Annotated in this window: 17 protein-coding genes; 9 read left to right on the top strand and 8 right to left on the bottom strand. The window is 71.2% G+C overall.

Annotated elements, in window-relative coordinates; all coding sequences use genetic code 11:
- Positions 1 to 20 precede the first annotated feature (20 nt).
- Positions 21 to 1,022 carry a RimK family alpha-L-glutamate ligase gene (locus tag K8640_RS37160; RefSeq protein ID WP_223751432.1) on the top strand — a complete coding sequence of 334 codons (1,002 nt, stop codon included), beginning with the start codon at positions 21 to 23 and terminating at the stop codon, positions 1,020 to 1,022.
- Between the two features lie 161 nt (positions 1,023 to 1,183).
- Complete coding sequence (locus K8640_RS37165; protein WP_141324169.1) at positions 1,184 to 1,855, top strand: DsbA family protein; 672 nt, start codon at positions 1,184 to 1,186, stop codon at positions 1,853 to 1,855.
- Positions 1,856 to 1,920: 65 nt separating this feature from the next.
- Here K8640_RS37165 and K8640_RS37170 read toward each other — a convergent pair whose 3' ends face one another.
- Complete coding sequence (locus tag K8640_RS37170; RefSeq protein ID WP_223751433.1) at positions 1,921 to 2,913, bottom strand: hypothetical protein; 993 nt, start codon at positions 2,911 to 2,913, stop codon at positions 1,921 to 1,923.
- Positions 2,914 to 3,154: 241 nt separating this feature from the next.
- Between K8640_RS37170 and K8640_RS37175 the strand changes: the two genes are divergently transcribed.
- The 3 genes from K8640_RS37175 (at position 3,155) to K8640_RS37185 (ending at position 8,437) form a co-directional block, all read left to right on the top strand.
- Positions 3,155 to 4,396, top strand: a complete 1,242-nt coding sequence (locus K8640_RS37175) for a hypothetical protein (protein ID WP_223751434.1) — start codon at positions 3,155 to 3,157, stop codon at positions 4,394 to 4,396.
- Positions 4,397 to 5,090: 694 nt separating this feature from the next.
- The gene (locus K8640_RS37180; protein ID WP_223751435.1) at positions 5,091 to 5,846 is read left to right on the top strand and encodes a carboxypeptidase regulatory-like domain-containing protein; all 756 of its coding nucleotides are present in this window, start codon (positions 5,091 to 5,093) and stop codon (positions 5,844 to 5,846) included.
- A gap of 194 nt (positions 5,847 to 6,040) precedes the next feature.
- Positions 6,041 to 8,437 (top strand): ATP-binding protein, encoded by a 2,397-nt coding sequence (locus tag K8640_RS37185; protein WP_223751436.1) that lies wholly within the window; start codon positions 6,041 to 6,043, stop codon positions 8,435 to 8,437.
- 3 nt (positions 8,438 to 8,440) lie between these two features.
- Here the strand turns inward: K8640_RS37185 and K8640_RS37190 are convergent, their stop codons facing one another.
- Both K8640_RS37190 and K8640_RS37195 read right to left on the bottom strand, forming a co-directional pair.
- Complete coding sequence (locus K8640_RS37190; protein WP_223751437.1) at positions 8,441 to 9,523, bottom strand: tolB protein precursor protein; 1,083 nt, start codon at positions 9,521 to 9,523, stop codon at positions 8,441 to 8,443.
- 25 nt (positions 9,524 to 9,548) lie between these two features.
- Positions 9,549 to 11,177, bottom strand: a complete 1,629-nt coding sequence (locus K8640_RS37195; RefSeq protein ID WP_223751438.1) for an N-acetylmuramoyl-L-alanine amidase — start codon at positions 11,175 to 11,177, stop codon at positions 9,549 to 9,551.
- Positions 11,178 to 11,617: 440 nt separating this feature from the next.
- On the opposite strand from K8640_RS37195, the gene K8640_RS37200 reads away from it, so the two are divergent.
- Together K8640_RS37200 and K8640_RS37205 are read left to right on the top strand one after the other, a co-directional pair.
- Positions 11,618 to 12,355 (top strand): metallophosphoesterase, encoded by a 738-nt coding sequence (locus K8640_RS37200; protein WP_141324175.1) that lies wholly within the window; start codon positions 11,618 to 11,620, stop codon positions 12,353 to 12,355.
- A gap of 63 nt (positions 12,356 to 12,418) precedes the next feature.
- Positions 12,419 to 13,000: a TIGR02265 family protein gene (locus K8640_RS37205; protein ID WP_141324176.1), complete on the top strand. Its 582-nt coding sequence runs from the start codon at positions 12,419 to 12,421 to the stop codon at positions 12,998 to 13,000.
- On the opposite strand, the gene K8640_RS37210 is transcribed toward K8640_RS37205, so the two are convergent.
- A complete protein-coding gene (locus tag K8640_RS37210; protein ID WP_223751439.1) occupies positions 13,001 to 14,023 on the bottom strand; it encodes a hypothetical protein in 1,023 nt (340 codons plus the stop codon).
- A 601-nt stretch (positions 14,024 to 14,624) separates the two neighbouring features.
- Positions 14,625 to 16,571, bottom strand: a complete 1,947-nt coding sequence (locus tag K8640_RS37215; RefSeq protein ID WP_370640435.1) for a potassium transporter Kup — start codon at positions 16,569 to 16,571, stop codon at positions 14,625 to 14,627.
- Between the two features lie 214 nt (positions 16,572 to 16,785).
- Here K8640_RS37215 and K8640_RS37220 point away from each other — a divergent pair, with 214 nt between their 5' ends.
- Positions 16,786 to 19,521, top strand: a complete 2,736-nt coding sequence (locus K8640_RS37220; RefSeq protein ID WP_223751441.1) for a GAF domain-containing protein — start codon at positions 16,786 to 16,788, stop codon at positions 19,519 to 19,521.
- A gap of 9 nt (positions 19,522 to 19,530) precedes the next feature.
- Here K8640_RS37220 and K8640_RS37225 read toward each other — a convergent pair whose 3' ends face one another.
- The 3 genes from K8640_RS37225 to K8640_RS37235 form a co-directional block, all read right to left on the bottom strand.
- On the bottom strand, positions 19,531 to 20,076 hold the full coding sequence (locus tag K8640_RS37225) for a hypothetical protein (protein ID WP_141324180.1): 546 nt from the start codon (positions 20,074 to 20,076) through the stop codon (positions 19,531 to 19,533).
- A 169-nt stretch (positions 20,077 to 20,245) separates the two neighbouring features.
- Positions 20,246 to 20,794, bottom strand: a complete 549-nt coding sequence (locus K8640_RS37230) for a hypothetical protein (protein WP_223751442.1) — start codon at positions 20,792 to 20,794, stop codon at positions 20,246 to 20,248.
- 105 nt (positions 20,795 to 20,899) lie between these two features.
- Positions 20,900 to 22,921 (bottom strand): alpha/beta fold hydrolase, encoded by a 2,022-nt coding sequence (locus K8640_RS37235; RefSeq protein WP_223751443.1) that lies wholly within the window; start codon positions 22,919 to 22,921, stop codon positions 20,900 to 20,902.
- 135 nt (positions 22,922 to 23,056) lie between these two features.
- Between K8640_RS37235 and K8640_RS37240 the strand changes: the two genes are divergently transcribed.
- Complete coding sequence (locus K8640_RS37240) at positions 23,057 to 24,523, top strand: DUF4397 domain-containing protein (protein ID WP_223751444.1); 1,467 nt, start codon at positions 23,057 to 23,059, stop codon at positions 24,521 to 24,523.
- Positions 24,524 to 24,592: the final 69 nt, after the last annotated feature.

Below are 24,592 nucleotides of genomic sequence, written 5' to 3' on the forward strand. Positions count from 1 at the left end.
TACGCTCGATTGCTCCGCCCATGTCTCCCCGAAAAATCCAGCAGAAGAAGGCCCCGGCCATGCCTGGGTCCAAGGCACCCGAGCATCCCGCGCCGCGTCGTGGCCGCGTGAAGAAGACGGTGGCCATCCTGTCCCGGAAGCGCTCGTTGTACTCCACCCGACGCCTGGTGGCGGCCATCCGGGAGCGGGGACACCGCCCGCTGGTGCTGGACACGCTGCGTTGCTGCCTGCTGCTCGCGCAGGGCACGCCGCGCATGACTTACCGCGGTGTGGAGATGCGCGGCGTGGACGTGGTGGTGCCGCGCATCGGCGCGTCCATCACCGCGTACGGGCTGGCGGTGGTGAACCACTTCGAGATGATGGGGGTGCCGGTGCTCAACCCGCAGACCTCCATCGCGCGCAGCCGGGACAAGCTGCGCGCGCTGCAGTTCCTGTCGCGTTCCGGACTGGACATCCCGCGCACGGTGATGGCGCACGACCGCAGCAACGTGAAGAAGCTGGTGCAGGAGGTGGGCGGGCTGCCCGTCATCATCAAGCTCATCAAGGGCACCCAGGGCGTGGGCGTGATGATTGCGCACACGCTGCCGGAGGTGCAGACCATCCTGGATACGTTCTGGGACCTGGGTCAGGAAATCGTGCTCCAGGAGTTCGTCGCGGAGAGCGAGGGCCGGGACGTGCGGGCGCTGGTGGTGGGCCAGCGCGTGGTGGGGGCGATGCGGCGGCGCGCGAAGAAGGGCGAGTTCCGCTCCAACATCCACCGCGGCGGCGAGGGGCAGGCAATCGAGCTTCCGGCGGCATACACGGAGGCGGCCGTGCGGGCCGCGAGCATCATCGGCCTGGAGGTGGCGGGCGTGGACATGCTGGAGGGCCACGCGGGTCCCCGGCTGATGGAGATCAACTCCAGCCCCGGCTTCGAGGGGTTGGAGAGGGCGACGGGGCGCGACATCGCGGGAGAAATCGTCGAGCACGCGCTGGCTTACGCGGCGGCGAAGTCCGGTGGCACGCGGGTGTCCGGCGGGTAGCAGGCGCGGTGTCCAAGACTGCTCGCATGCCCTGGAGCAGGCGAGCAGCCAGGGCCGCAGGTACCTTGGATGCTCCACAGGAACACAGGAATGCCTTCACGGGCCGGTTGTCATGGGGAGTTGGCAGCGGCGCGGCGTGGCCTCTAATCTGGCGGCCCCCCATGAAAACGCTGCACAAGCCGCTGCAGGTTACCGTCTACCAGGACGTGCTCTGTGCCTGGTGCTATCTCGCCGACCTGCGCCTGGACGTACTGCGCCAGGAGTTTGGCGACGCCGTCCGCTGGAGCGTGAGGCCCTACCCTCTGCGCGTTCACGACGTGCTTCCCACGGAGCGCGAGAAGCGCGGGCTCGTGGAAGAAGTGCAGCGTGCGCAGCGCGAGGCGGACCTGACCGCGCCACTGCTCTCCACGGACCTGTGGCTGGGCGGAGACCCGCCGCGCAGCAGCGTGCCGGCGCTGGCGGCGCTGGAGGCCGCGCGGCTGCAGGGCCCCAATGCGCGGATGTTCCTCGCGCGGGCGATGCAGCGCGCGGCGCTGGAGCAGGGCGTCAACGTGTCGCGGCCGGACGTGGTGTTCGAGCTGGCGTCGCGCGTGGGCCTGGCGATGAACGAGTTCTCCGCCGCCTTCCGCTCCGAGGAGACGCGCCGGCTCATCCTGGATGAGCACCGCGACGCGGCCGGGCGCGGCGTGCGCGGCGTGCCCACGCTGGTCATCGGTGGGCGCTGGATGTTGTGCGGCCTGCGCGAGCTGTCCGAGTACCGCGAGCACATCCTGGCCTGCATGGGCCGGGTGGCCGTGCCGCGCTCGGGCTCCTCCGAGCGGCTGGTGCACTGAAGCACCGAAGCCGTCACCGGGGCCCGCCATGCCGCGCGGGCCCCGTGGGCTTCACGTCCTCCGACTCAGCCGAAGCGCTCCTGGCGGCCGCCGCGGCTGATGGCCAGGTAGAGGCCCGCGAGCAGCAGCTGGAAGAAGCCCATGGCGGGCAGCGCGGGCAGGCAGCACAGGATGAAGCCCAGCACCAGGATGAAGCCGCCCAGCGCCAGCACGCCGAAGATGGAGAGCCGGAAGCCCTTCGCGTGGGTGTAGGCCAGGCGCATGGTCTCGAGCGCGGTGGGGTTCTCCTGGTCCGCCAGCGCGGGCTGGACGAGGACCAGCGGGAGCATCAGCCACATGCCCGGGCCCAGGTAGAGCACCGCGGACACGAGCACCATCAAGCCGATGAGACCGGGCGACACGCCCCGCATCGCGCCGTCGAACTCGGAGAGGGAGTTCAGCTCGGCCAGGGAGATGCCCGCGCCGGCGACGAAGATGGCCACCAGGATGCCCAGGCCGACGAGCACGAGCGGCAGCACCAGCGCGAATGTCAGCAGCATCGTGAGCAGGTAGGTGCCCAGCTTGGAGAACTGGGAGAACACGCGCGCCAGGTCCGCGCGCTGGCCCTGGAGCACGTCCATGGCCATGCGCAGGAAGCCCAGCGTCACCGCGCCCTGAATCACCCACGTGAGCGCGATGCCCACCAGCGTCGTCATCACCATGGCGACCACGCTGTCGGTGGCGGCGCCGATGAACGAGAACATCTGGGACAGGAGGTTGCCGCCAATGGACGCGGCGAAGACGAGCAGCGCGCCGACGCTGAGCATCACCCACTCGCGCTTGAACGCGTCCAGGCACACGTCGAACAGGCGGCTGAAGGACCAGTTGTCCCGGTCCAACGGGAAGTCCCGGCCCAGGCCCTCGCGGGCGCGACAGGGGGGACAGTGCGACTGCGTGCCGCGCTCGCTGCACGTGTCACACATGAAGTTGCCGCAGCGCGTACAGGTGCGCTGCGCGAGGTCATCCGGGTGCAGCGGGCACGTCGCGCCCCTCGCCCTTCCGTCATCCGAATACGACATGATTGCCCTGCTCCTCGCGCGACGGGTCCGGAACACCCCGGCTGCCTCGACTCGCGCCGTCCTTGCGTGAAGGACCTACACCAGCCAGCCCTGTGTTCACCAGGGCACAGGGGCGCTTAAGCAGGAGGCGGGCGGGCGGGAAGCGCGGGGGCGTGAATTTTCCCGGGGCCTGCCCGTCTGGAATTCCGTGGTCGCGAAGGGGGACTGGCTGCAGAGGCCCTTCGCGCGGGAGACTCGTCACATGCGCCGATTGCTCGCACTCGCCATCCCCCTGGCCCTGATGATGGGAACGGGTTGCTACGCCCACTATCACGGCCCCGCCGCTCGCCGCGCCGTGGTGGTGGAGTACAGCTACTCGGGCTACCACCCCATTCCGGATGACGACGGCGGTGGCTGGTGCCCGTATGACCACGTGCACTCGCACGGCTACCAGCCGTCGACGACGTATTACACGTACACCGACGACGTGTACTACTACCGGGGTCCGGCGGTGGTCTGGTACTGGGACTTCCACCTGGATCCGCTGGGCGTCGCGTGCCACCACCACGGGCGGCACTCGCACGACTACTACCCCTCCTCGGGTCGGGCGTACCGCTGGGAGCGCAACCGCGGCTACGTGTACGACCGGACCCACGCGGCCTCCGCGGTCTACAGCTACACGCGGCCCGGCTCGCGGCCGACGACGACGCGCAACTACACGCCTCGCGACAATGACCGTCCGCCTCCGGGTGGCACGGGCTGGGGCACGCAGCCTCCTCGCGGCGGCTCGCGCTACAACGACAACAACAACGGCGGCGGCTGGGGCAGCAGCGGGGGCAACAACAACGGCGGTGGCTACGGGCGGGACAACAACGGTGGCTCGCGTCCGGGACGCGGCCACGGTCGGGACCGCGACGATGACGACCGTGGCAACAACGGCGGCGGCTGGGGCAACAGCGGCGGCTACGGCAACAACGGCGGCGGCACGCCTCCGAGCGGTGGTGGCAACTCCGGCGGTGGTTATGGGAACAACGGTGGCGGCACGCCTCCGAGCGGCGGTGGTAGCTCCGGCGGTGGGTACGGGAACAGCGGTGGCGGCACGCCTCCGAGCGGCGGCGGCAACTCCGGCGGTGGTTACGGCCGCGGCAACCGCGACGATGACCGCGATAACGACCGTGGCAATGACCGTGGGAACAGCGGCGGACGTGGGAGCAGCGGCGGCGGCTGGAACACTGGTGGCGGACGCGGCAGCAGCGGCTCGAGCAGCGGCAGCAGCGGCTCGAGCAGCGGCAGCAGCGGTGGTGGCTGGAGCAACGGTGGCGGGCGCGGCAGCAGCGGCAGCAGCAGCGGCGGGAGCAGTGGCGGCGGCTGGAGCAACGGTGGCGGGCGTGGCAGCAGCGGCTCAAGCAGCGGTGGCGGTCGGAGTTCTGGCGGTGGTTCCTCGGCGCCGAGTGGCCGCTCCGGTTCCTCCGGCTCCAAGAGCAGCGGCGGCGGCTGGCGCTGATTCATCGAGCACAAGCGCCTCGGAGTCGAGGGACCTGGCGGCGGGACACACCGGCCGCGAGCACCTCGGAGTCGATGGACCTGGCGGCGGGTGCTGACTCACCGGCCGCGAGCACCTCGGAGTCGATGGACCTGGCGGCGGGACTCACTGACCGCGAGCACCTCGGAGTCGAGGGACCTGGCGGCGGGACTCACTGACCGCGAGCGTCTCGGAGTCGATGGGCCTGGCGGCGGGTGCTGACTCACCGGCCGCGAGCACCTCGGAGTCGAGGGACCTGGCGACGGGACACACCGGCCGCGAGCGCCTCGGAGTCGATGGGCCTGGCGGCGGGTGCTGACTCACCGGCCGCACCTCGGAGGTTGTTGGATTCGCTTCCGAGGCGGGGCTGGCCCTGAAACACATGGCGCGAGCGCGCCTCGGAGTTGATGGATTCAAGACACCGGGCCACGTCCCACGTCCCTCTCGGACGGGTGGGCGGCCCGGTGTCTGCTTTCCGGGGTGGGGGCGAGTCGTCGAACAGGGGACGGAGAGCTCGGCGGTGGATTGCCGTGCGAAGAGGGCATGGAAATGTTGGCGAGCGATGAAGCGCCCTTTTCTTCTGACTTCTTGTGTACTGCTCGGGCTCGCGTCGTCCGCTTGTGGCTCCGGGGGCCCTGCCCCCGACCCTGGCTTCCAGACCGAGGATGCCGAGTCGGTGGACCTGGACAACCTCCGCATCCGCGTCAGCGGACGCGCGCGCGTGCTCCCCGAGGCCGAGCGATGGCTCGCCGCCCAGGGACAACCCACGCCCACGTTGGACGGAGTCCCCATCGCCATCCAGGAGCCGCTCCGGGTGGCGGTGAATGACGACAACCCCACGTTCGGCGCCGGCACCGTGGAAGCCGATGGCGCCTTCGCCGTGGAGGACGTCCCCGTCCGCGAGGTCCACCAGGGGCTGGCGACGAGCCTGGAAGGCGCGGGCCTGGTGCGCACGCTCACGCCCGTCTACGACACCGTCTTCACCGGAGCACGCCCCCGCACGGACGTCATCGAGGCGAGCGTGTGGGCCCTGCCCGAACAGTTCCATGACGCGCTGAGCACGACCTTCGGTGAGCCCCTCCTTCGCGGGCTGACGAGTGACCGCGCCCGCACGTTGCGCGACGCGGGCTTCGTGCTGGGACGCGTCGTCGATGCGAGCGGACAGCCTCGCGCGGGCGTGCGCGTGGTGCCGGACCGGAGCGAGCTGGCCGAGCGCATCTTCTACCCGTCCGCGGACTTCAACGGCGTCGACCAGGTCGGCACGTCCTCGGATGGATTGTTCATCTACGTCCACACCGGCCTGGACGCGGAGACGTTCCGACTCGGCGTCGAGGGTGACGACACGTACGTGGCTCGCAACGCCTCCGTCGCGCCCGGGTGGGGCTTCGTGCTCACTGTCTACCCCGGCATCTACGCGCCCGCCGCGCCCTGACTGGGCGCACGAGCCCCGCGCGCGGCGGCCTGGGCAGCCGAGCGTCCACCCTGCCCCGCCGTGCGACGCGGGGCTCGGACGCGATGTGCATCCATCTCCCGGACAGGTGCGTGAGGAGCGAGTCGGAGGACCGACGCGTGTGACGACATCGTCCGCGCGCGACCGCCACCTCCGCGCGGCCCAGGGGGGCGCCGATGCAGCCGAATGGCGGGGGCCAGACCCGCAACCAGAGCGTGGCCCGCGCACTCGCCTGGGTCGCGGCGCTGGTCGTCCTCCTGCTGGGACTGGCCACCCTCACCGGCTGGCTGCTCTCGGCGCGCCCCCTCTTTCCCGAGGGCGATAGCAGACCCGCCACCGCGCCTCGCACCAGCCTGGCCCTCGTGCTCGGCGGCCTGGCCCTGGCCCTGAGGTCGTCTGCCCGCTCCTCCCGCACGCGCCGGAGACTGTCCGCCCTCTGCGCCGCCGGCATGTGGCTCATCGGCTGCGTCAGCGCCGCGCAGGACGTCATGCCTCCCATGGGCCCCCTGGACGTGCTCTTCACCCAGGCGTCCGGCGTGCTCGACCTGCGCATCCGCCCCTCGCCGCTCACCGCCCTGTGCCTGCTCCTGCTCGGCACCGCGATGCTCCTCCCCGAGCGCAAGGGGCCTCGACTGTCGTGGAACGACGCGCTCGTGATGGCGGCCGTGCTGGTGGCGCTCCTGGGCTTCAATGGCCTGCTGCTCGGCCCGCTCGTCGGCGCGGCGGGAGAGACCTTCCCGGCCCAGCGCAGCATGGGCCTCTACACCGCCATCGCCGTGCTGCTGCTGGGCGTGGGCGTGCCCTGCTCGCGGCCCGAGCGAGGGCTGGCGGAGCGCCTCACCCGGGACTCGCTGGGCGGCTTCCTCGCGCGGCGGATGGTGCCCCTCGCCCTGCTGGGCCCCACCGTGCTGGGCGCGAGCCTGGCCCTGCTCCATCTGGCGGGACTGCTCGGACGCGAGGCGAAGCTGCCTCTCTTCGCCACGCTCCTCAGCGCGGGCGGCGCGGTGCTCGTGCTGCTGGTGGCGCGCGCGCTGGAGCTGCTCGAAGCAGGACAACGCCGCGCCACCGCCGCGCTCGCCGCCTCCGAGGCCCGCTACCGCGGCCTGCTGGAGACCACCCCCGAGCCCCTGCTCATGGTCGACGCGAGCGGACGGATGCGCTTCGTCAACGCGGAGGCGGAGCGCGTGTTCGGCCACCCCCGAGAAGCCCTGCTCGGACACGGAGTCGAGGTGCTCGTCCCCGAGGGACTCTTCGGCGGCCAGCGTCTGGACGGAGACTCCACCGCGCGCGCCCTGCGCGGACGACGCGCGGACGGCACCCCGGTTGCGCTGGAAGCCCGGTTGCGGAACGTCCATGGCCCCGAGGGCCCCAGCCTGCTCGTCGTCCTGCGCGACGTCACCGAGCGCGAGCAGGCCCTTGCCCGGCTCCAGGCGGCGCACGAAGAGGCCGAGGTGCAACGCGGGCTCGTGCAGGCGGTGCTCAACCACGCCCCCGTGGGCGTGCTCTTCACGGACCCGACGCGGGACTCGCTGCTGATGGCCAATCCCTTCGCACAGACGATGCTCGGCCCGATGCCGGAGCATCCCAGGCGCGGCGCCTACCTGGACCGGCTGAGACACCCCGACGGGCGTCCGTTGACGATGGAGGACCTGCCTTCCACCCGAGCGGTGCGGACCGGCGAGGTCGTGGGCCCCGAGGAGCTGCTCATCACGCGGCCCGATGGCGGGACGACGCCCGTGCTCATCACCGCCGCGCCGGTGTTCGGCCCCCAGGGAGAGCCGCGCGGCGTGGTCGTCACCGGCCAGGACCTGACGACCCGCCACGAGCTGGAGCGCCTGCGCGAGGAGTACGTGAGCCTCATCTCGCATGACCTGCGCAATCCCCTGCAGGGCATCACCCTGCGCGCCAGCCTGCTCACCCACGCGCTGAAGGAGCGCGGCATGGCGCGCGAGGAGGCCCTCACCGAGGCCATCCTCCGCAACGTCGAGTGGATGAAGTCCATGATTGAAGAGCTGCTCGAGGGCTCGCGCCTGGAGTCTCGCCGCGTGGAGCTGCGCCGCGAGCCGACGGACGTGGTGCGCTTCCTGGAAGGCGTGCTCGAACGCGACGTCCCGCCGGACCTGCGCGAGCGCTTCCTGCTGGAGGTCGCCACACCCGTGCCCCTGGCGTGGGTGGACACCGCGCGACTGGAGCGGGTGCTCACCAACCTGCTGGGCAACGCGGCCAAGTACAGCCCCGCCGGGCGCCCCATCCACGTGCGCGTGTCCGCCTCGCCGGAGGACCACGTCGTGGTGGCGGTGCGCGACGAGGGCCCGGGCCTGGCGCGCGAGGACGCGGAGCACGTCTTCGACAAGTACTTCCGCACCCGTCAGGGCAGCGCGTCCGACACGCAGGGCCTGGGGCTGGGCCTCTACATCAGCCGGCTCATCATCGAGGCCCACGGCGGACGCATCTGGGTGGAGAGCGAGCCGGGTCAGGGCTCCACCTTCTGTTTCAGCCTGCCCGCCACGCCCCAGGGCCCCGAGCCCCACCCTCCCGAGGAAGAGATGGGACCCAAGGGCCTGGAGGAGTGAGCCCTACCGTCGCGCCACCCAGCGCGGCAGCCAGTCCGGCGCCTGGGCGGTGGTGAGGCGCGTCTGGCCGCTGCCATCGGCGCGCATCAGGTACACGTCCGTGTTCCCCTCGCGCTCCGACACGAAGGCCAGGTACTTCCCATCCGGGCTCCACGCCGGCATGTCGTCGCGCCGCTGGCCGTCCGTCAGCGCCACCGGCACGCCGCCCGCCACGGGCACGCGCCACATGCGGCTTCTGCCATCCGACGCCCGGCTCACGTACACCAGCGTCTGGCCGTCCGGGCTGAACGCCGGCTCGCGCTCGTCACCGGAGAAGTGCTCGCCCGACACCGCGCGCAGCTCCGAGCCATCCGGCCGCACCAGGTACAGCCGCTCCCGGTTCTCCCGGTCGCTGATGAAGACGAGCCACTTCCCGTCCGGACTCCAACCCGGGGAGCGGTCCTCGCGATGGAACGCGGTGAGGCGCCGCTCGGCCGTCCCGTCGGCCTTCGTCACGTAGATTTCCGGGTCGCCCTCGCGGCTGCACACGAAGGCCACCTCCTGACCGTCCGGGGAGATGGCGGGCTCGAAGCAGCCTTCCTTCACCTGCGTCAGCCGCACCTCTTGCACCCCCTCGCGCGGCTCCAGTCGCACCAGGTCGCTGAAGCCCTGCGCGTCCGACTCGGCCACCAGCCACGTGCCGTCCGGCGCCCAGCTCGCGTTGCGCGAGCGCGCCCGGGGCGCATGCAGCGGCAAAGCGTCTCCACCGGCGAGCGGCTGGACGCGCAGCTGCTGGAACTGCATCCCGCCCTGATCCCGCACCGCCACCACGAGCAGGGACTTCCCATCCGGCGCCACGGGGCCTGGGTACTCGTCCTCGGGGCCCTTGGTGATTCGCGTCTCCGTCCCGTCAGGGCTCACCTGCCACACGTCCTTCTGACCCGCCCGCTCCGACAGGAAGACCACCGCGCCGGGGATGGCGCGCGCCTCCTCCTTCGACAGCGGCCCGGCGCCCGACGTCCCGCCACACCGGCCGGAACATCCGACGCCGAGCACGGCGAGCGCGGTGAGACTCCACCGCGCCCACCACGGCCAGGAACGCGGCATCCGTTCGAGGCCTCGCATCCTCACGTCACCGCACCCGGATGGCGTCCGCCATGACGACGTAGCCCTCGGTGGCCCAGCGGCTCAGCTGCACCGTGTTCCAGCCCGCGTTGAAGGAGTACGTGCCCAGCGTGTTCCACGCGCTGCCGCCGGTCTGCTGGTTCTTCGTCACCGTCGCATTGCCGCCCGCGTGGTTGATGATGAAGGGCGCCGCGGGGGAGCGGTTGGTGCCCGCCACCCACCACGCGTCGATGGTCTTCGTGCCGGCCGAGGCCAGGTAGAAGTTGAACACCACCGGCTCCGAGATGGGCTGCGTGGAGGCGTAGTAGTAGCCGCTGCCGTAGTAGCCCGCGCTGGTGCCGGCCGCCCACGAGGCAGGCACGTCCGCGCGCGCCTTGCTCGTGTCGTTGTTGGCGTTGTGGCTGTCCACGACGATGGTGCCCGTGGGCGTGCCGCCGTCACCGCAGTAGCTCTTGATCTTGCTGATGTAGCTGCTCCACGGCCAGTTCGGACCCGGGTCCGTGCGGGACGCGGGCTGGAGCCGGCCGTGCGCGACGATGTGGTAGCTGTCGCGGACGATGCCCTGCCCCTTGGTGATGTCGCAGGACAGCTTCGCGGACGCGTCGATCTGCCCGGCCGGGAAGGACGACTGGCTGGCGAAGCCGCCGTGCTCGATGCCCACCGAGAAGTGGTTCACCGACGTGCCCTGGAGGCCGCAGTCCACCTTGCCGTTGAGGTTGCAGTCGTAGGACGCACCCACGTGCCATGCGCGGTTGGACTCACGCACCAGCTGCGAAATCTCGCTGCCGCTCTCGTTGACCACGTAGTGCGCGGACACGCCCGCCGCGGAGTTCGTCAGCCAGCCCCAGCACCCGGAGTAGCCGCCCTCACAGGTGTGGATGATGATCATCGACACGTTGGTGCCGGACGGACGCGCGTTGTAGTTGGGCGACGCGCGCCAGATGGAGGCCGCGTAGTCCGGGCCCGCCGCCATCGCCTGCATCCTCGGCAGCGCGAACTTCGCCTCCACCGCCGCGCCCTCGAGCGACACGGCCACCTTGCCCTCGGGCGTGAAGGCGCCCGCGCCGTCGCGCAGCGTGGCGTAGACCTCGTTGTGGACGTAGTACGCCTGCACGTCCGGGTCGGTGATGTCCGTCAGCGCCACCGCCACCGGAGCCCACGCGCCCAAATCCTTCCGGTCGATGCCGGCCTCGGCCGCGTGCCTGGACAACAGCGCCGCGCCCGCGCGCAGGTTGGCCAGCGGCTCGCCGCGCACCTGGTCCTCCGTCACACCGGCCAGCGCCGCGCCCTGGGTGATCTTCTCACCGCGCAGGGCCAACAGACCGAACGCCGCGGGACGGCCCTCGAACTCCTCCTCGCCCTTCACGTGCTCCCAGCGCGTCTCCGTGTAGGAGATGGCCTTGAGCAGGCTCACCGGGACGTCGAACTCCTTCGCCGCCTGGGCGAACAGCGCGTCCAGCTCGCTGGGGGTGCGGCGCGCCTGGTCCGCGATGGCGCGGGCCGCGTCGTCCGCCGCGCCCGAGGGCACCTCCGTGGAAGGCGGGGCCTCCGGCGGCGGCGCCTCCTGCTGCGGACCACACGCAGACAGGGCCAGGGCCGCGGCGGTGGCCGCGAACGTCTTACTCAACACGTGCATGGGAGCTCCTTGAGAGGGGATCAGCAGCTCTGCGCTCCGCACCCGTTCTCGGGAGCGGCGGTGCGGCGTGCCCTGAGCACCATGCGTGCCAACCCCGACTTCCCCGCTTTTAGCCTCCCAACCCTCGAGAACTGGAGCACCGATGCTCCAGCGCCTACCTCCCCTCACGCGGGCCCCGGAAGCTGAGTCAACATTTCAAGCCCATGAATTCACGAGGTCGCCCACAGAGGGCTACCCATCCGGCGCGTCCGGAATGGCCGCCGGTGTCGCAGTGGCGTGTTTCGGGACAGGGGCCACGTAAACACGTTTTACTATTTTTCTGGTGTCCCTCGTCTTTTCCCACCGGGTCGGATGGGGCCTGGCCCAAGGGGTGGGAGGCGTCCTGGGGGGCGGGCCGGGTTCCAGGCGCGGGAGGTCGAATCATCCGCTATGAGGGGGCCATGCGGCTTTTCGGTATCGGCGACACGCACCTGCCCTCCACGCGGAACAAGGACATGGAGCGCTTCGGGTGGATGGAGCACCCGCGGCCCCTGCAGCGCGCGTGGGACGAGAAGGTGCGGCCGGAGGACATCGTCATCGTCGCGGGGGACATCTCCTGGGCGACGCGGCCTCACGAGGTGATGGACGACCTGAAGTGGCTGGACGAGCGGCCGGGGCGCAAGCTCCTGGTGCGCGGCAACCACGACTACTGGTGGGGCGACTCGGCGTCGAAGCTGCGCAAGCTGCTCGAGCCGTTCAAGACGCTGGAGGCGTTCCTCCACAACAGCGCGGCGGTGATGGGGCCGTGGGTGATTGCCGGCACGCGGCTGTGGACGGCGCCCGAGGCCCCGCCGATGCCGGGCGGAGAGATGGGCGACGAGCCCATCGACCAGGGCTACGTGGAGCGCGAGACGCGCAGGCTCGCGACGTCCATCGAGGACGCGAAGAAGAAGGAGGCGGCCAGTCCCACGCCGCTGGTGCGCGTGGCCGCCGTGCACTTCCCGCCGCTGTACGCCAACGAGAAGGCCACCGCGTTCAGCGACCCCATCGAGGCGTTCAAGCCGAAGGTGTGCGTGTACGGTCACCTGCACTCGACGGGCATCCCCGCGGGCTTCACCGGCGAGCGGGCCGGCGTGCGCTACGTGCTGGCGTCGTGCGACGCGGCGGGCTTCTCGCCCGTGCTGCTCGACGAGGCGTGAGGATAAGCTCCACCGCTCATCGTCCATACACCCAGGGCCGGTCACCGAGGCAGGAGTGGAGAGATGCCGTCCAACAAGTCGGAGCTCGCCGCGCGACTGGCGGCCACGCAGCCCGGCGACGCGGTGCGAGGGCTGTTCTTCAAGGCGGTGTTCAGCCTGGTCCAACAGCGTGCCGGACTGGCCGCGATGGAGCAGGTGCGCGTGGGGGCGCTGGCCAAGGACTACTCGGACCTGCGCACCTACCCCGTGCAGGAGTTCCTGAACCTGCTGTACCTGGCGGCGGACGCGCTCGAGGAGCCGATGGGCTCCGAGGAGGCCGTGTACCACGCGTGTGGTGAGTCCAACGTCACGCGCTACTCCACGGGCCCGGGGATGCTCATCTTCGGCATCATCTCCCGAGGAGACCCGCAGAAGCTCTTCTCCGGGGCGCAGATGGGCTACAGCGCGGCCGTCACGTACGGCACCCGCGAGTACGTCACCACGGGGCCCAAGTCCGGCACCCTGCGCGTGCGTCGGGACATGCTGCCCCCCGCGTACCACGAGGGCATCCTCACCGGCGCATTGAAGGTGTTGGGATTGAAGGGCACGGCGAAGGCCCATCCGCAGGGCATCGACCGCGTCGACTACGACATCACCTGGGAGTGACTACTCCACGCGCTCGTAGGTGACGTCCAGCTCCGCCACCACGCGCTCGCCCACCGAGGCCTGGCAGGAGAAGACGTGGTTGGCGCCATCGCGCGAGCGGCGGTGCGCACCGAACACCACCGTCTGGCCCGCGTACGCCAGGCTGTCCGCCTTCAGGCGCACGTCCTTGGCCAGCACCCGCGCCCACGGCGCGCCCTCGAGCTTGCGCAGGAGCGTCGTCGCCACGCGGGTCATGCCGCTCGCCACAATCGCCACGGGCATCACCGGGTGCAGGGCGAAGTGGCCCTTGCACATCTCCGGGGTGACGGGGCCCAGGGACGCGGTGAGGCTCTCATCGTCCGGGCGCCAGTCGCGCAGGGCCAGCGCCTTGCCGTACGGGTTGGAGCGCAGGCGGGCCCACTCCTCGGGGGTGCGCTGGATGCCGTCGTCGCGGCGCGGCTCGCGGCGCATGTCCTGGCGCGCCTCGCCGAACAGGCGGGTGAAGGCGGCGGCGGACAGCACGTTGTAGTCCACCTCCAGGCGGAACACCGGGGTGCCGTCCGGCGCGGACAGCAGCGTGCGCGCGGTGGCGGTGCGCTTGCCGGTGAGGCTGGCCTGCGCCAGGCCCCAGAGCAGGTCCGTGGAGCGCGCCATCGGCTCGCGGCGCAGCCACTCACCGCGCGCGCCGCACGCCAGGTAGAAGTGCTGCCCGTCCTTGGGCGCCACCAGCGCGGACGCGCACGAGCCCAGGATGGCCAGGTGACGGCCCGCCTCCGCGATGCCGATGAGCCCCGCCTCCGCGTCCGGGTCCTGCTGCACCGGGATGCGCGCCACCACCTCGCCCTTGCCCATCACCGTCACGTCCTTCAGCGCGAAGTACGGATCACGCACGCAGATGCGCGGGTACAGCTCCTGCGCGCTCAGCACCGTGTGCGGGGCCAGGTTCGACCAGTCGCGCTGCGGGACGTCGTTCCACGGCGTCGCGGAGGGGGCGCCGGAGGAGAGAGCGGAGGAGAGGAGCGAGGCGGGGGCGACGTCGAGCATGGGGGATGACCTCAGTTCGGACACGGGGTTCTGCGCGACACCTGAAAGCACTGTAAACGAGCTGCCTTCCGTCAGTACAGGATTATTTCTGCCTGATGAAAATATTCTCGCCACAGCGTGCCGAATGTTGCTGGTGAGCGGTAATTTTCTACCGTGGAAGGAAATAAATCACCGTTTCACTGCACCAGGAGTGCGCCGAAGAGCCCCCCACACCCACACCCAACGCGTAGCGTCAACGCGCTGACTGGGGTGAGCAGCACCCCATTATCGGGACGAGTCGGCCCGTGTTTCCGGAGAGTTACACCGTCACTGGGTGCCCAGACGCAGCGCGTCTTTTCTGACCCCCAAGCGGAAGTGATGCCAACGGCGGAGGATTACAGCCCTGGCGGTGATTCCGGGAACGTAAACGCGGATTCCAGGGACGCCGCCACGCGGGTTTCACGTGGCCGGACGCAACCGGACAGGGGACTCCCGCTTCGAGGCGGAATTTCGGGGGGGATTTCATCGGGGGTTTTCCACCGGGCGGGAGGGGCCACACCGGGGCGCGCGGGTGGAGGGCGCGCCCCGGGGCCAGCCTCGGGCCGGGGTGACCGCATGACGGCTACAGCTCGACCTGGCTTCCCAGCTCCACCACGCGGTTGGGCGGAATCCGGAAGTAGGCGGTGGCGCTGCGGGCGTTGCGGCTCATCCAGGAGAAGAGCGCCTCGCGCCACATGGCCATGCCCGGCTTCTTGGAGGGAATCAGCGTCTCGCGGCCCAGGAAGAAGCTGGTGCCCATGAGCTGGAACTGGAGCCCCTTCTCCCGGCAGCGCTTGAGCACGTCGGGGATGCTGGGGTTCTCGGTGAAGCCGTAGGTGGCCACCACGCGGACGAAGCCCTGCTCCAGGGGCTCCACCTCCACGCGCTCCTCGGCGGGGACGTGAGGCACGTCCTGGGTCTGCATCGTCAGGAGCACCACCTGCTCGTGCAGCACCTTGTTGTGCTTGAGGTTGTGCAGCAGCGCGGGGGGCGTGCCCTCGGCGTTGCCCGTCATGAAGATGGCGGTGCCCGGCACACGCACGGGCGGGTGGTCGCCGAAGCTGCCGAGCAGCTCCTTCAGGGGGATGCTCGCGGCGCGCAGCTTGGCGGCGAGGATGTCGCGGCCGCGCTTCCACGTGGTCATCAGGGTGAAGATGACGACGGCCAGCAGCAGCGGGAACCAGCCGCCGTCCGCCACCTTCATCGCGTTGGCGCTGAAGAAGGCCAGCTCGACCGTGAGGAACAGGCCCGCCACGGGCAGGGCCAGCGCGCGGCTGACGCCCCAGCGCTCGCGGGCGACGACATAGGCCATGACGGAGGTGATGAGCATCGTCGTGGACACGGCGATGCCGTACGCGGACGCCAGCGCGCTCGAGGAGCGGAACGTCAGCACCAGCGTGAAGACGCCCACCATCAGCGCCCAGTTGATGCCCGGCAGGTAGATCTGCCCCATCTCCTCGGCGGAGGTGTGCACCACCTCCATGCGCGGGCTGTAGCCCAGCTGCATCGCCTGGCGCGTCAGCGAGAAGGCGCCGGAGATGAGCGCCTGGGAGGCGATGACACCCGCCACCGCCGACAGGAGCACCAGCGGATAGAGCATCCACGAGGGGGCCAGCAGGTAGAACGGATTGCGCGCCGCGCTCGCGTCGCGCAGGAGCAGCGCGCCCTGGCCCAGGTAGTTGAGCATCAGGGCCGGCAGCACCGCGCCGAACCACGCCCAGCGGATGGGCTTCCAGCCGAAGTGGCCCATGTCCGCGTAGAGCGCCTCGCAGCCCGTGACGACCAGGAACACGCCGCCCATGACCAGGAAGCCGTGCCAACCGTTGTGCACGAAGAGCATCACCCCGTGTACGGGGGACAGCGCGCCCAGCACCGCGGGGTTGTGCACCAGCTCCTTCACGCCCAGCGCCGCGAGCGTGAAGAACCACACGCACATCACCGGGCCGAACACCGCGCCGATGCCCGCCGTGCCGTGACGCTGGACCATGAAGACGACGAAGAGGATGGCCAGGGTGATGGGCACGACGAAGGGCTCGAACACGGGGGTGGCCACGCTCAGGCCCTCCACCGCGCTGAGCACCGTGATGGCCGGGGTGATGAGGCCGTCGCCGTAGAGGAGCGCCGCGCCGAAGATGCCCAGGGTGATGAGCACCGGGCGGTTCAGGTGGGTCTGTCCCTTCTGCCGCTGCATCACCAGCGCCATCAGCGCCAGGATGCCGCCCTCGCCCCGGTTGTCCGCCCGCATCACGAAGATGAGGTACTTCACCGAGACGATGATGAGCAGGGACCAGAAGATGAGCGACAGCACCCCGAGGACGTTCTCCGGCGTGGGGTGGATGCCGTGCGGGCCGGTGAAGCACTCGCGCAGCGCGTAGAGCGGGCTCGTCCCGATGTCGCCATAGACGATGCCCAGGGCCCCGAGGGCCAGGAGCGCCGTGCGCTTGAAGGTATCGGGGCCTTCCCGAATCTCCTCGCCGCCCGGTACTCCGGTGGTGGTGGCTTTCACGCGCCCCCCTTTAGCCGAACCCACATGAGTAGCAACCCACCCGGAGACGGGCCCCGTGGATTCCAACGTCCAGGTGCGCCCATGTGCGAGCAGGTAGCCCCAGGCCGGCTCCTTCCGTCGGTTCGCGACGGAGCAGGCGTCCGGAACGAACAGTCAGAGGGGGGCGTATGTTGATTGGCCATGAAGGAAGGCCGGGGGGCCACGGGGGACATGCCCCTGCCTGCTTTCACGTGCTCCCATGCCACCTCGCGGGGGCGCGATGACGATGGCGGTATCCCGGTACGCGGACGCACGACAGTTCGGGGCGCATGCCCCGGAGGTGGAGGAGCGCCTGGCGCTGCTGGCGGAGGCGTCGCGGGTGCTGGCCGACGCCAGCCTGGAGCCTCCCGCCGTGATGGAGCGGCTGTGCGCCCTGGTGGTGCCCTTCCTGGGCGCCGCGTGCACGCTGCGCCTGCTGTCCGAGGATGGCCTGTGGCTGCGCACCATGGCCTCGGCCGCCGCCTCGCCCGAGGCCCGGCTCCTGTTCCAGACGCTCAGCCCTCCGGCGCTGCGCGCGGACGAGGGCCCCTCGCGCGAGGTGCTGCGCACGGGCGAGGCGCAGTGGGCGCCGGACTCGAGCCCGGAGGAGCTGCGCCAATTGGTGCCGCCGCAGCAGCACGGGCTGCTGGAGGACTTCCCCTTCACGCGGTGGATGGTGCTGCCGCTGCGCGCCCGGGGGAAGGCGCTGGGCACGCTCACGGTGTGGAAGGCCCCCACGCCCGAGCGCACCGTCGAGGCCGCGGAGCAGCTGCTCCTGCAGGAGCTGGCGGACCGGGCCGCGATGGCGCTGGACGTGGCGCGCGCGTACGCGGCGGAGAAGCAGGCGAGGCAGGCGGCGGAGGTGGCGGCGGGGCGGCTTGCGCGGCTGCAGCGGGTGACGGCGGAGCTGTCCCAGGTGCTGTCGGCGTCGCGCGTGGCGGAGGTCATCGTCGAGCAGGGCGTGGAGGCGGTGGGCGCGGCGCGCGGCGGGCTGTGGGTGGAGGAGGACGGACACGCGCGGCTCCTGAGGTGCTCGGGCTATGACGACGCCGACTCGGTGGAGGAGGCGTTCGGCCTGCTGCCGCTGGAGAGCCGGGGGCCGGTGACGGAGGCGCTGCGGGAGGGGCGGGCCGTGTGGCTGGAGTCCCCCGAGGCGCTGACGGCGCGCTATCCGGAGGTGGACCAGAAGCGCCACCACGCCATCCGCGCGCCGTCCCCCGCGTCGGCGTGTCTGCCGTTGACGGTGGAGGGCCGGGCGCTGGGCACGCTCCTGTTCGCCTTCTCCGCGCCGCGCGTGTTCGACGCGGACGAGCGCGCGTTCCTGGAGCTGTTGGCCCACCACGCGGGACAGGCGCTGGCGCGGGCGCGGCTCTTGGAGCAGGAGGAGCGGGCGCGCGCGCAGCTGGCCGAGGTCAACGAGCGGCTGGCGGCCATCATCCAGGCCTCGCCGGCCTCCATCATCCTGGTGGACGCGGATGGCACGGTGCGGATGTGGAACCCGGCCGCGGAGCGCATCTTCGGGTGGACGGCCCAGGAGGCGATGGGGCAGGTGCTGCCGGTGGTGCCGCCCGGCAAGCAGGAGGAGTTCCGCCGCAACCTGGCCCGCGCGGGCCGGGGTGAGTCGCTGGGCGGCGCGGTGATGCAGCGCATGCGCAAGGACGGCACGCCCCTGCAGGTGGCGCTGTGGACGGCGGTGGTGCAGCCGGCGAGCGGCGGCTCCGAGCAGGTGCTGAGCATGGCGGTGGACGTCACCGAGCGGCAGCGCAGCGAGAGCGCGCAGCACTTCCTGGCGGAGGCGGGCGGCGTGCTGGCCACCAGCCTGGAGCAGGAGGAGACGCTGGAGCGCGTGGCGCACCTGGCGGTGCCGTCGTACGCGGACTGCTGCGGCGTCTTCCTGGCGGACGAGGACGGACAGGTGCGGTGCGTGGCCTCGGCGCACGCGGACGCGGGCTTGCGCGCGTCGGACGGGCAGCCCGCGCCGGGGCTCGCCGTCGTCGCGCGGGTGGTGGCCTCCGGCGAGGCGGAGCTGCGCACCGGGCTGAGCGCGGACGCGCCCGAGTGCGTGCGCCCGCCCGGCGGGGAGGGCTGCTGGGCGTGGCTGTGCGTGCCGCTCCAGGTGCGCGGACAGACGCTGGGGGCGCTGTCCTTCGTCACCTCGCGGCGCGACTACGACGCGCAGGACCTGGCGCTGGCGCAGGAGCTGGCGCGGCGCGCGGCCCTGGCCATCGACAACGCGCGGCTGTACCGCGAGGCCCGGCACGCCATCCGCCTGCGCGAGGAGTTCCTCTCCATCGCCAGCCACGAGCTGAAGACGCCCATCAGCGCGCTGCAGCTCCAGGTGCAGAGCCTGCTGGCGGGGCTCAAGCGCGGGCCGTCAGCCCTCACGCCGGAGCGGCTGGGGCGGGCGCTGGAGGTGGTGGACCGGCAGGTGAAGCGCCAGACGCAGCTCATCCACGACCTGCTGGACGTGTCGCGCATCAGCGCGGGGCGGCTGGAGCTCAGCCCGGAGCCGCTGGATTTGTCGGCGCTGGTGCGCGAGGTGGTGGAGCGCTTCGAGCCGGAGCTGGAGCGCACGGGCACGCGGCTGGAGCTGACGCTCGCGCCGGAGTCGTTCGGGCTCTGGGACAAGCTGAGAATCGACCAGGTGCTGACGAACCTGGTGAGCAACGCGGTGAAGTACGGGCGCGGCAACCCGGTGCACGTGGTGATGACGGTGGGCCCGGCGTCGGTGCGCGTGGAGGTGCAGGACGGCGGCATCGGCATCAGCGAGGAGAACCTGGCGCGGCTGTTCCACCGCTTCCAGCGCGCCGTGTCCGAGCGGAACTACGGCGGCTTCGGCCTGGGGCTGTGGATTTCGCGCCAGATTGTGGAGGCCATGGGGGGCCTCATCACCGTGAAGAGCGAGCTGGGCGTGGGCTCCACCTTCAGCGTGGAGCTGCCACGCACCCGCCCCTGAGCCAGCGGCTCACAGCGCCAGCAGCAGCAGGGCGGCCTTCTCCTCGGGGCTGGCGGCGAGGAACTCATCCGGCAGCCAGACCTCCGACTCCGGCACCGTGACGGAGTCGCAGCTGCGGCGGCCCGCGTAGGAGCGCCCCGGCTCGCGCGCCTTCAGCCGGTACGTGCAGTCCCGGATGTAGATCTTCAGCTCGTCCTTGGTGAACTTCACGGTGGCGGGCCGGCCGCCGAAGCCGCCCTCGGCCTCCACCGTGTCGCCGTCGCGCTTCACCTTCAGGTTCACCGCGGCGGGGCCCAGCGAGCCCTTCACCTCGCCGTCCTTGAACTTCACGTCCACCACGCCCAGGTACGTCCGGCCCCGGAGCCCATCCTTGGTGCGGGTCACCTGGAAGTCCTGGCCGGTGACTTCATCGGACGTCATCACCAGGTTGTACTGCTGCCGGGCGATTCGCAGGTTGATGGCGTCCTGCTTCGGCGCGGACACCGCCACCCCCGCCCCCAGGACCACCGCCAGAGCCAATACCCCCCGCCGCAGCGGGCTCAGAAAGCGCTTCATCGGAATGCTCCTCGTCGTGGAATACCTTCCCTGAAACGTCCTTCTTCCCATCGCATACCGCGATGCCCCCAACTCCCCGGATTCGCATCCGGGGCACGACACTCGCCCGGGTCGGCCGCCTGCTCGCCCCACCCCCGGGACGGTCCGTGAGGCCCTGGGGCGGACAACGTCAAACCGCCAGCAGCAGCAGGGTCACCTGCTCCTCGGGGCTGGCCTCGAGGAAAGCGTCCGGCAGCCAGAGCTCCGCCTCCCCCCCGGAGCCGCCCGCGCTGCAGTTGCTCTGCCCCGCGTAGGAGCGCCCCGCCTCGCTCGCGCTCAGCCGGTGCGTGCAGTCCCGGACGTAGATCTCCAACGCGTCCTTGGTGAACTTCACGGTGGCGGGCCGGCCGCCGAAGCCGCCCTCGGCCTTCACCGTGTCGCCGTCGCGCTTCACCTTCAGGTTCACCAGCGCGGGGCCCAATGAGCCCTTCACCGCGCCGTCCTCGAACTTCACGTCCACCAGGCCCACGGCGGTCCTCCCCCGCAGGCCCTTGTCCTTCCGGCTCACCTGGAAGTGCTGGCCCGTCACGTCCTCGGCCCGCATGGTGAGGTTGACCTGCCGCAGACCGAACCGGAGGTTGATGGCGTCCTGCTTGGGCGCGGACACCGCCACCCCCGCGCCCAGGACCACCGCCAGCGCCAGAACACCCCGCCGGAGCGGGCTCGGAGAACGCATCATCGGGAAGCTCCTCGTCAGGAAACGCCGTGGAACAACCTTCAGGGAACGCGCGGCCGCCCGGGACATACCGGGATGTCCCGGGGGCGCACGCTGTGTCCGGGGCGCCTACTTCTGCGCGGGCACCTGGGGCGCGCCCAGGTGCTTCTCGAAGAACATCATCGTCGTCATCTGCGCGTAGTCGCGGGTGGGCTTCTTCTGGAAGCCGTGGCCCTCGTCGGTGGCCAGCATGTACCAGACGTCCGGCGCGCGCTGACGCACGGCCTGGACGATCTGCTCCGCCTCCGACTGCGGCACGCGCGGGTCATTGGCCCCCTGCTGCACGAAGAGCGCCGCGCGAATCTTGTCCACCGAGCCCAGCGGGGAGATGCGCTCCTGCACGCGGCGCACCTCGGGGATGCGCTCGTCGCCGTACTCCGCGCGCCGCAGGTCCCTGCGGTACGCCTGCGTGTTCTCCAGGAAGCTGGGCAGCGAGGAGATGCCCACCACGTCCACCGCGGCCTTGAAGCGGTCGGGATAGAAGGCCACCGACGCCAGCGTCATGTAGCCGCCGTACGAACCGCCCGAGACACCCACGCGCGTGGCGTCCAGCTCCGGCCGAGAGGCGATGAAGTCCAGCGTCGCGCCGATGTCCTTCAGGCTCTGCTCGCGCTTCACGCCGTCATCCATCGCGCGGTACGCCTTGCCGTACCCGTCCGAGCCGCGCACGTTGGGCACCAGCACCGCCATGCCCAGCTCGCTGGCGATGAACTGGGTGAAGTTGCTGAACATCGGCCGGCTCTGTCCCTCCGGTCCGCCGTGGAAGCTGACGACGACGGGCACCTTCTTGCCGCCCGTGTTCCTGGGCACGTAGAGGAGCGCGGGCACCTGCACGCCGTCGGTGGACGGGTAGCGCACGAGCGTGGGCTCCACGAACGCTTCCGTGTCCAGACCGCCCACCTCCGAGCGCGTCCAGCGCGTCGGCTTGCGCGACTTCAAGTCCACCGTCCACACGTCCATGGGGCTGCGCGCGCTGCCCAGCGAGAGCGCCAGCACGTCCGAGCGCTTGCGCGGGAACTTCAGCCCGCCGCCCACGCCCTTGGGCAGGACCGTCAGCGCGGACAGGGCGCGCGTGCGCGTGTCGAGCAGCGACACCGTGGTGTAGCCGTCCTCGTTGAAGGCCACCGCCAGCTTGCGCCCGTCCGGGGACAGCGCCAGGTCCGTCACGCTCCACTTCACCGACTTCGTCAGCGAGGGCGGCGGCGCGGCCGTGGGCGCGGTGCGCGTGTCGAGCAGGTACAGCTCGGAGAAGTCGCTGTAGCGGTCCGTCACCAGATACACACCCTGGCCGTCCTTGGTGAAGGTGGCGCCGTCGACGCTGCCCTTGCCCTCGGAGGGCGTGAGCTGACGGCGCTCCCCGGACGCCACGTCCACCAGGAACAGGTCCGAGTCATCCGCGGCCCGGAAGCGCTGCACCAGCAGCTTCGAGCCATCCGCGGAGAACTCCTGCGGTGAGTACGTGCCCTCCAGCTCCGTGAGGCGGCGCGCCTTCGTGGGCTCCGACGTGGGGGCCACGTACACGTCTGTGTCCTTGCCGTTGCGGCCCGTGCCCGCGTACGCCAGCCAGCGGCCATCCGCGGAGACGCGCAGCGCCTCGTGGCGGCTCTTGCCATCCGTCAGGAGCTCCGAGCGGCCCGTGCGCCGGTCCAGCTTGAACACCTGGAAGAACTCACCGCCGCCCTTGTCCTGCAGGTAGTAGACGACGTTCGCGTCGCCCGGCTGGAAGACAGCCCGGTTGATGGGCTCCTTCGCGAAGGTGATTTGCGTGCGCGCGCCCATGGGCATCTCCACCACGTGGAGCTGGTTGGTGTCCGCGAAGCGCGTGGTGATGAGCAGCTGCTTGCCGTCATCACTGGCGTCCGAGAGCGCCGCGGTGCGGGACTCCAGGTACTGCTCCATCCGGCGACGCAGCGCGTCCGGCACCGGGGGCACGTTGCTCACCCACACGTTCGGCTGACCGGGCAGCGGCGCGATTCCGGGCACCTGCGACGGTTTCGCGGCGGCGCCCTGGGCGGCGGCGGGGGTCGCGGCGGGCGCGGGCGCCTGGGTCCAGAGCAAGGACACGACGAGGGGAATCAGGCCTGGGTTCATGGGGCGGGCACGGTAGCAGCGCTCGCGCGGACACGTCCCATCAACCAGGTCCACCGCCTCATTTCGTAAGGGCCCTCCAACAACGAACAGGCCCTGGCTCCCCCGAGCCCGAAGGCCGCTTCAATGGAGGCGCACATGAAGAGGAACGCCTGGAATCGCCGTGGCATCACCCTGGCGCTGGCCGCCACGCTGTCCGCGCTCGTCGGCTGCGGAGACGACGACGAGACGCCGCCCGACCCGACGCCGTCCACCCAGGCGAAGCTGCGCGTCGTGCACGCGTCGCCGGACGCGCCCGCCGTGGATATCTACGCGGAGGGCAACTCCACGCCACTGTTCACCAACGTGCGTTACGGCGACACCACGTCCTACGCCACGGTGCCGACGGGGACGTACAACGTGCAGGTGCGCGCGGCGGGCTCGGCGGCCACGTCCGCGCCCGTCTATTCCACCGGTCCCCTGACGCTGACGAAGGACCAGAGCGTGAGCGCGGTGGCCGCGGGCCTGCTCACCGCCACCGACAGCGCGAGCGGCTTCCGCGTGCTGCCCCTCACCGAGGGCTTCGGCGCGCCCGCGGAGGGCCGTGCGCGCGTGCGAATCGTCCACGCGGGCGCGGACGCGCCCACCGTCGCGCTGGACGTGGGCGACGACGGCAGCTCTGAAATCACCAGCCTGGCGCGCTTCCAGGACACGGGGGCCGCGGGCGTGGAGTTGCCCTCCGGACAGTCGCTCCAGGTGGGCGTGCGCACGACCGACAACCAGAAGGTGACGTCCTTCACCGTGCCCGCCCTGCCCTCGCGCGGCGAGGTGTTCGTCATCGCCACGGGCCGGCTGTCCGAGAAGGCGCACGCGCCCGCGGGCTTCGGGCTGCTCGCCGCGGGCGTCGGGCTGGTCCGCCAGAACCCCGTCGTCTACGCGCTGCACGCCTCGCCGGACGCGCCCTCCGTGGACGTCTTCGTCGGCAACGCGGAGCTGGTGGATGACCTGAACTTCGGCGAGCTGTCCGCGCCCATCCAGGTGCCGCCGGGCAGCTACACCCTGGACTTCTTCGCCAGCGCCTCCGGGAGCACGCGCCCCTCGGGCGCCCCCGCCGCCAGCCGGCCCACGCCCGCGCTGGTCGCCGGTGAGCGCTACCTGGTCCTCGCCTCCGGCTTCCTGAGCCCCGCGGCGGACGACCCGGCGGACTCCACCTTCGAGCTGCTCGCCTTCACGGAGGGCTTCACGCCCGACACCGACAGCCTGCGGCTGCGCGTGGTGCACGCCTCGCCGGACGCGCCCGTGGTGGACGTGTCACCGGTGGAGAACGGCGTCGTCCCGGCCAGCGCCGCCTTCGATGACCTCCCCTACCGGCTGGCCACCTCGGTGGAGGGCCGGGAGCTGCCCGGCGCCCAGCTGCTGGTGGGCGTGGCGGCGGCCAACTCCGCCGACCGCTCGCCGGTGGCGCGGTTCCAGTTGGACACCAGCGCCTTCCTGGGCCGGGGCGTCTTCGCGGTGGCCGCGGGCGCGCTGTCGCCCTCGACGGGGAGCGAGGCGGCCTTGCGGTTGGTGCTGGTGGACACGAGCACCACGCCCTGGAGCGCGCTCAACGTGCATCCGCAGCCGTAACGCATTTTCCCGCCGTCCGTCTGCGAGGACATCCAGGCCAGCAAGCTGGCGCCGCGCAAGCCTCGTGCC

This window comes from Myxococcus sp. XM-1-1-1 (assembly GCF_020037095.1).
Taxonomy (GTDB): Bacteria; Myxococcota; Myxococcia; order Myxococcales; family Myxococcaceae; genus Myxococcus; species Myxococcus fulvus.

Coding starts and splice junctions, on each gene's coding strand:
- K8640_RS37175 (WP_223751434.1), top strand. CDS start 3,155: ATGCGCCGATTGCTCGCACTCGCCATCCCCCTGGCCCTGATGATGGGA.
- K8640_RS37240 (WP_223751444.1), top strand. CDS start 23,057: ATGAAGAGGAACGCCTGGAATCGCCGTGGCATCACCCTGGCGCTGGCC.
- K8640_RS37220 (WP_223751441.1), top strand. CDS start 16,786: ATGCCACCTCGCGGGGGCGCGATGACGATGGCGGTATCCCGGTACGCG.
- K8640_RS37235 (WP_223751443.1), bottom strand. CDS start 22,921: ATGAACCCAGGCCTGATTCCCCTCGTCGTGTCCTTGCTCTGGACCCAG.
- K8640_RS37225 (WP_141324180.1), bottom strand. CDS start 20,076: ATGAAGCGCTTTCTGAGCCCGCTGCGGCGGGGGGTATTGGCTCTGGCG.
- K8640_RS37230 (WP_223751442.1), bottom strand. CDS start 20,794: ATGATGCGTTCTCCGAGCCCGCTCCGGCGGGGTGTTCTGGCGCTGGCG.
- K8640_RS37160 (WP_223751432.1), top strand. CDS start 21: ATGTCTCCCCGAAAAATCCAGCAGAAGAAGGCCCCGGCCATGCCTGGG.
- K8640_RS37200 (WP_141324175.1), top strand. CDS start 11,618: ATGCGGCTTTTCGGTATCGGCGACACGCACCTGCCCTCCACGCGGAAC.
- K8640_RS37205 (WP_141324176.1), top strand. CDS start 12,419: ATGCCGTCCAACAAGTCGGAGCTCGCCGCGCGACTGGCGGCCACGCAG.
- K8640_RS37210 (WP_223751439.1), bottom strand. CDS start 14,023: ATGCTCGACGTCGCCCCCGCCTCGCTCCTCTCCTCCGCTCTCTCCTCC.
- K8640_RS37165 (WP_141324169.1), top strand. CDS start 1,184: ATGAAAACGCTGCACAAGCCGCTGCAGGTTACCGTCTACCAGGACGTG.
- K8640_RS37195 (WP_223751438.1), bottom strand. CDS start 11,177: ATGCACGTGTTGAGTAAGACGTTCGCGGCCACCGCCGCGGCCCTGGCC.
- K8640_RS37170 (WP_223751433.1), bottom strand. CDS start 2,913: ATGTCGTATTCGGATGACGGAAGGGCGAGGGGCGCGACGTGCCCGCTG.
- K8640_RS37185 (WP_223751436.1), top strand. CDS start 6,041: ATGCAGCCGAATGGCGGGGGCCAGACCCGCAACCAGAGCGTGGCCCGC.
- K8640_RS37190 (WP_223751437.1), bottom strand. CDS start 9,523: ATGCCGCGTTCCTGGCCGTGGTGGGCGCGGTGGAGTCTCACCGCGCTC.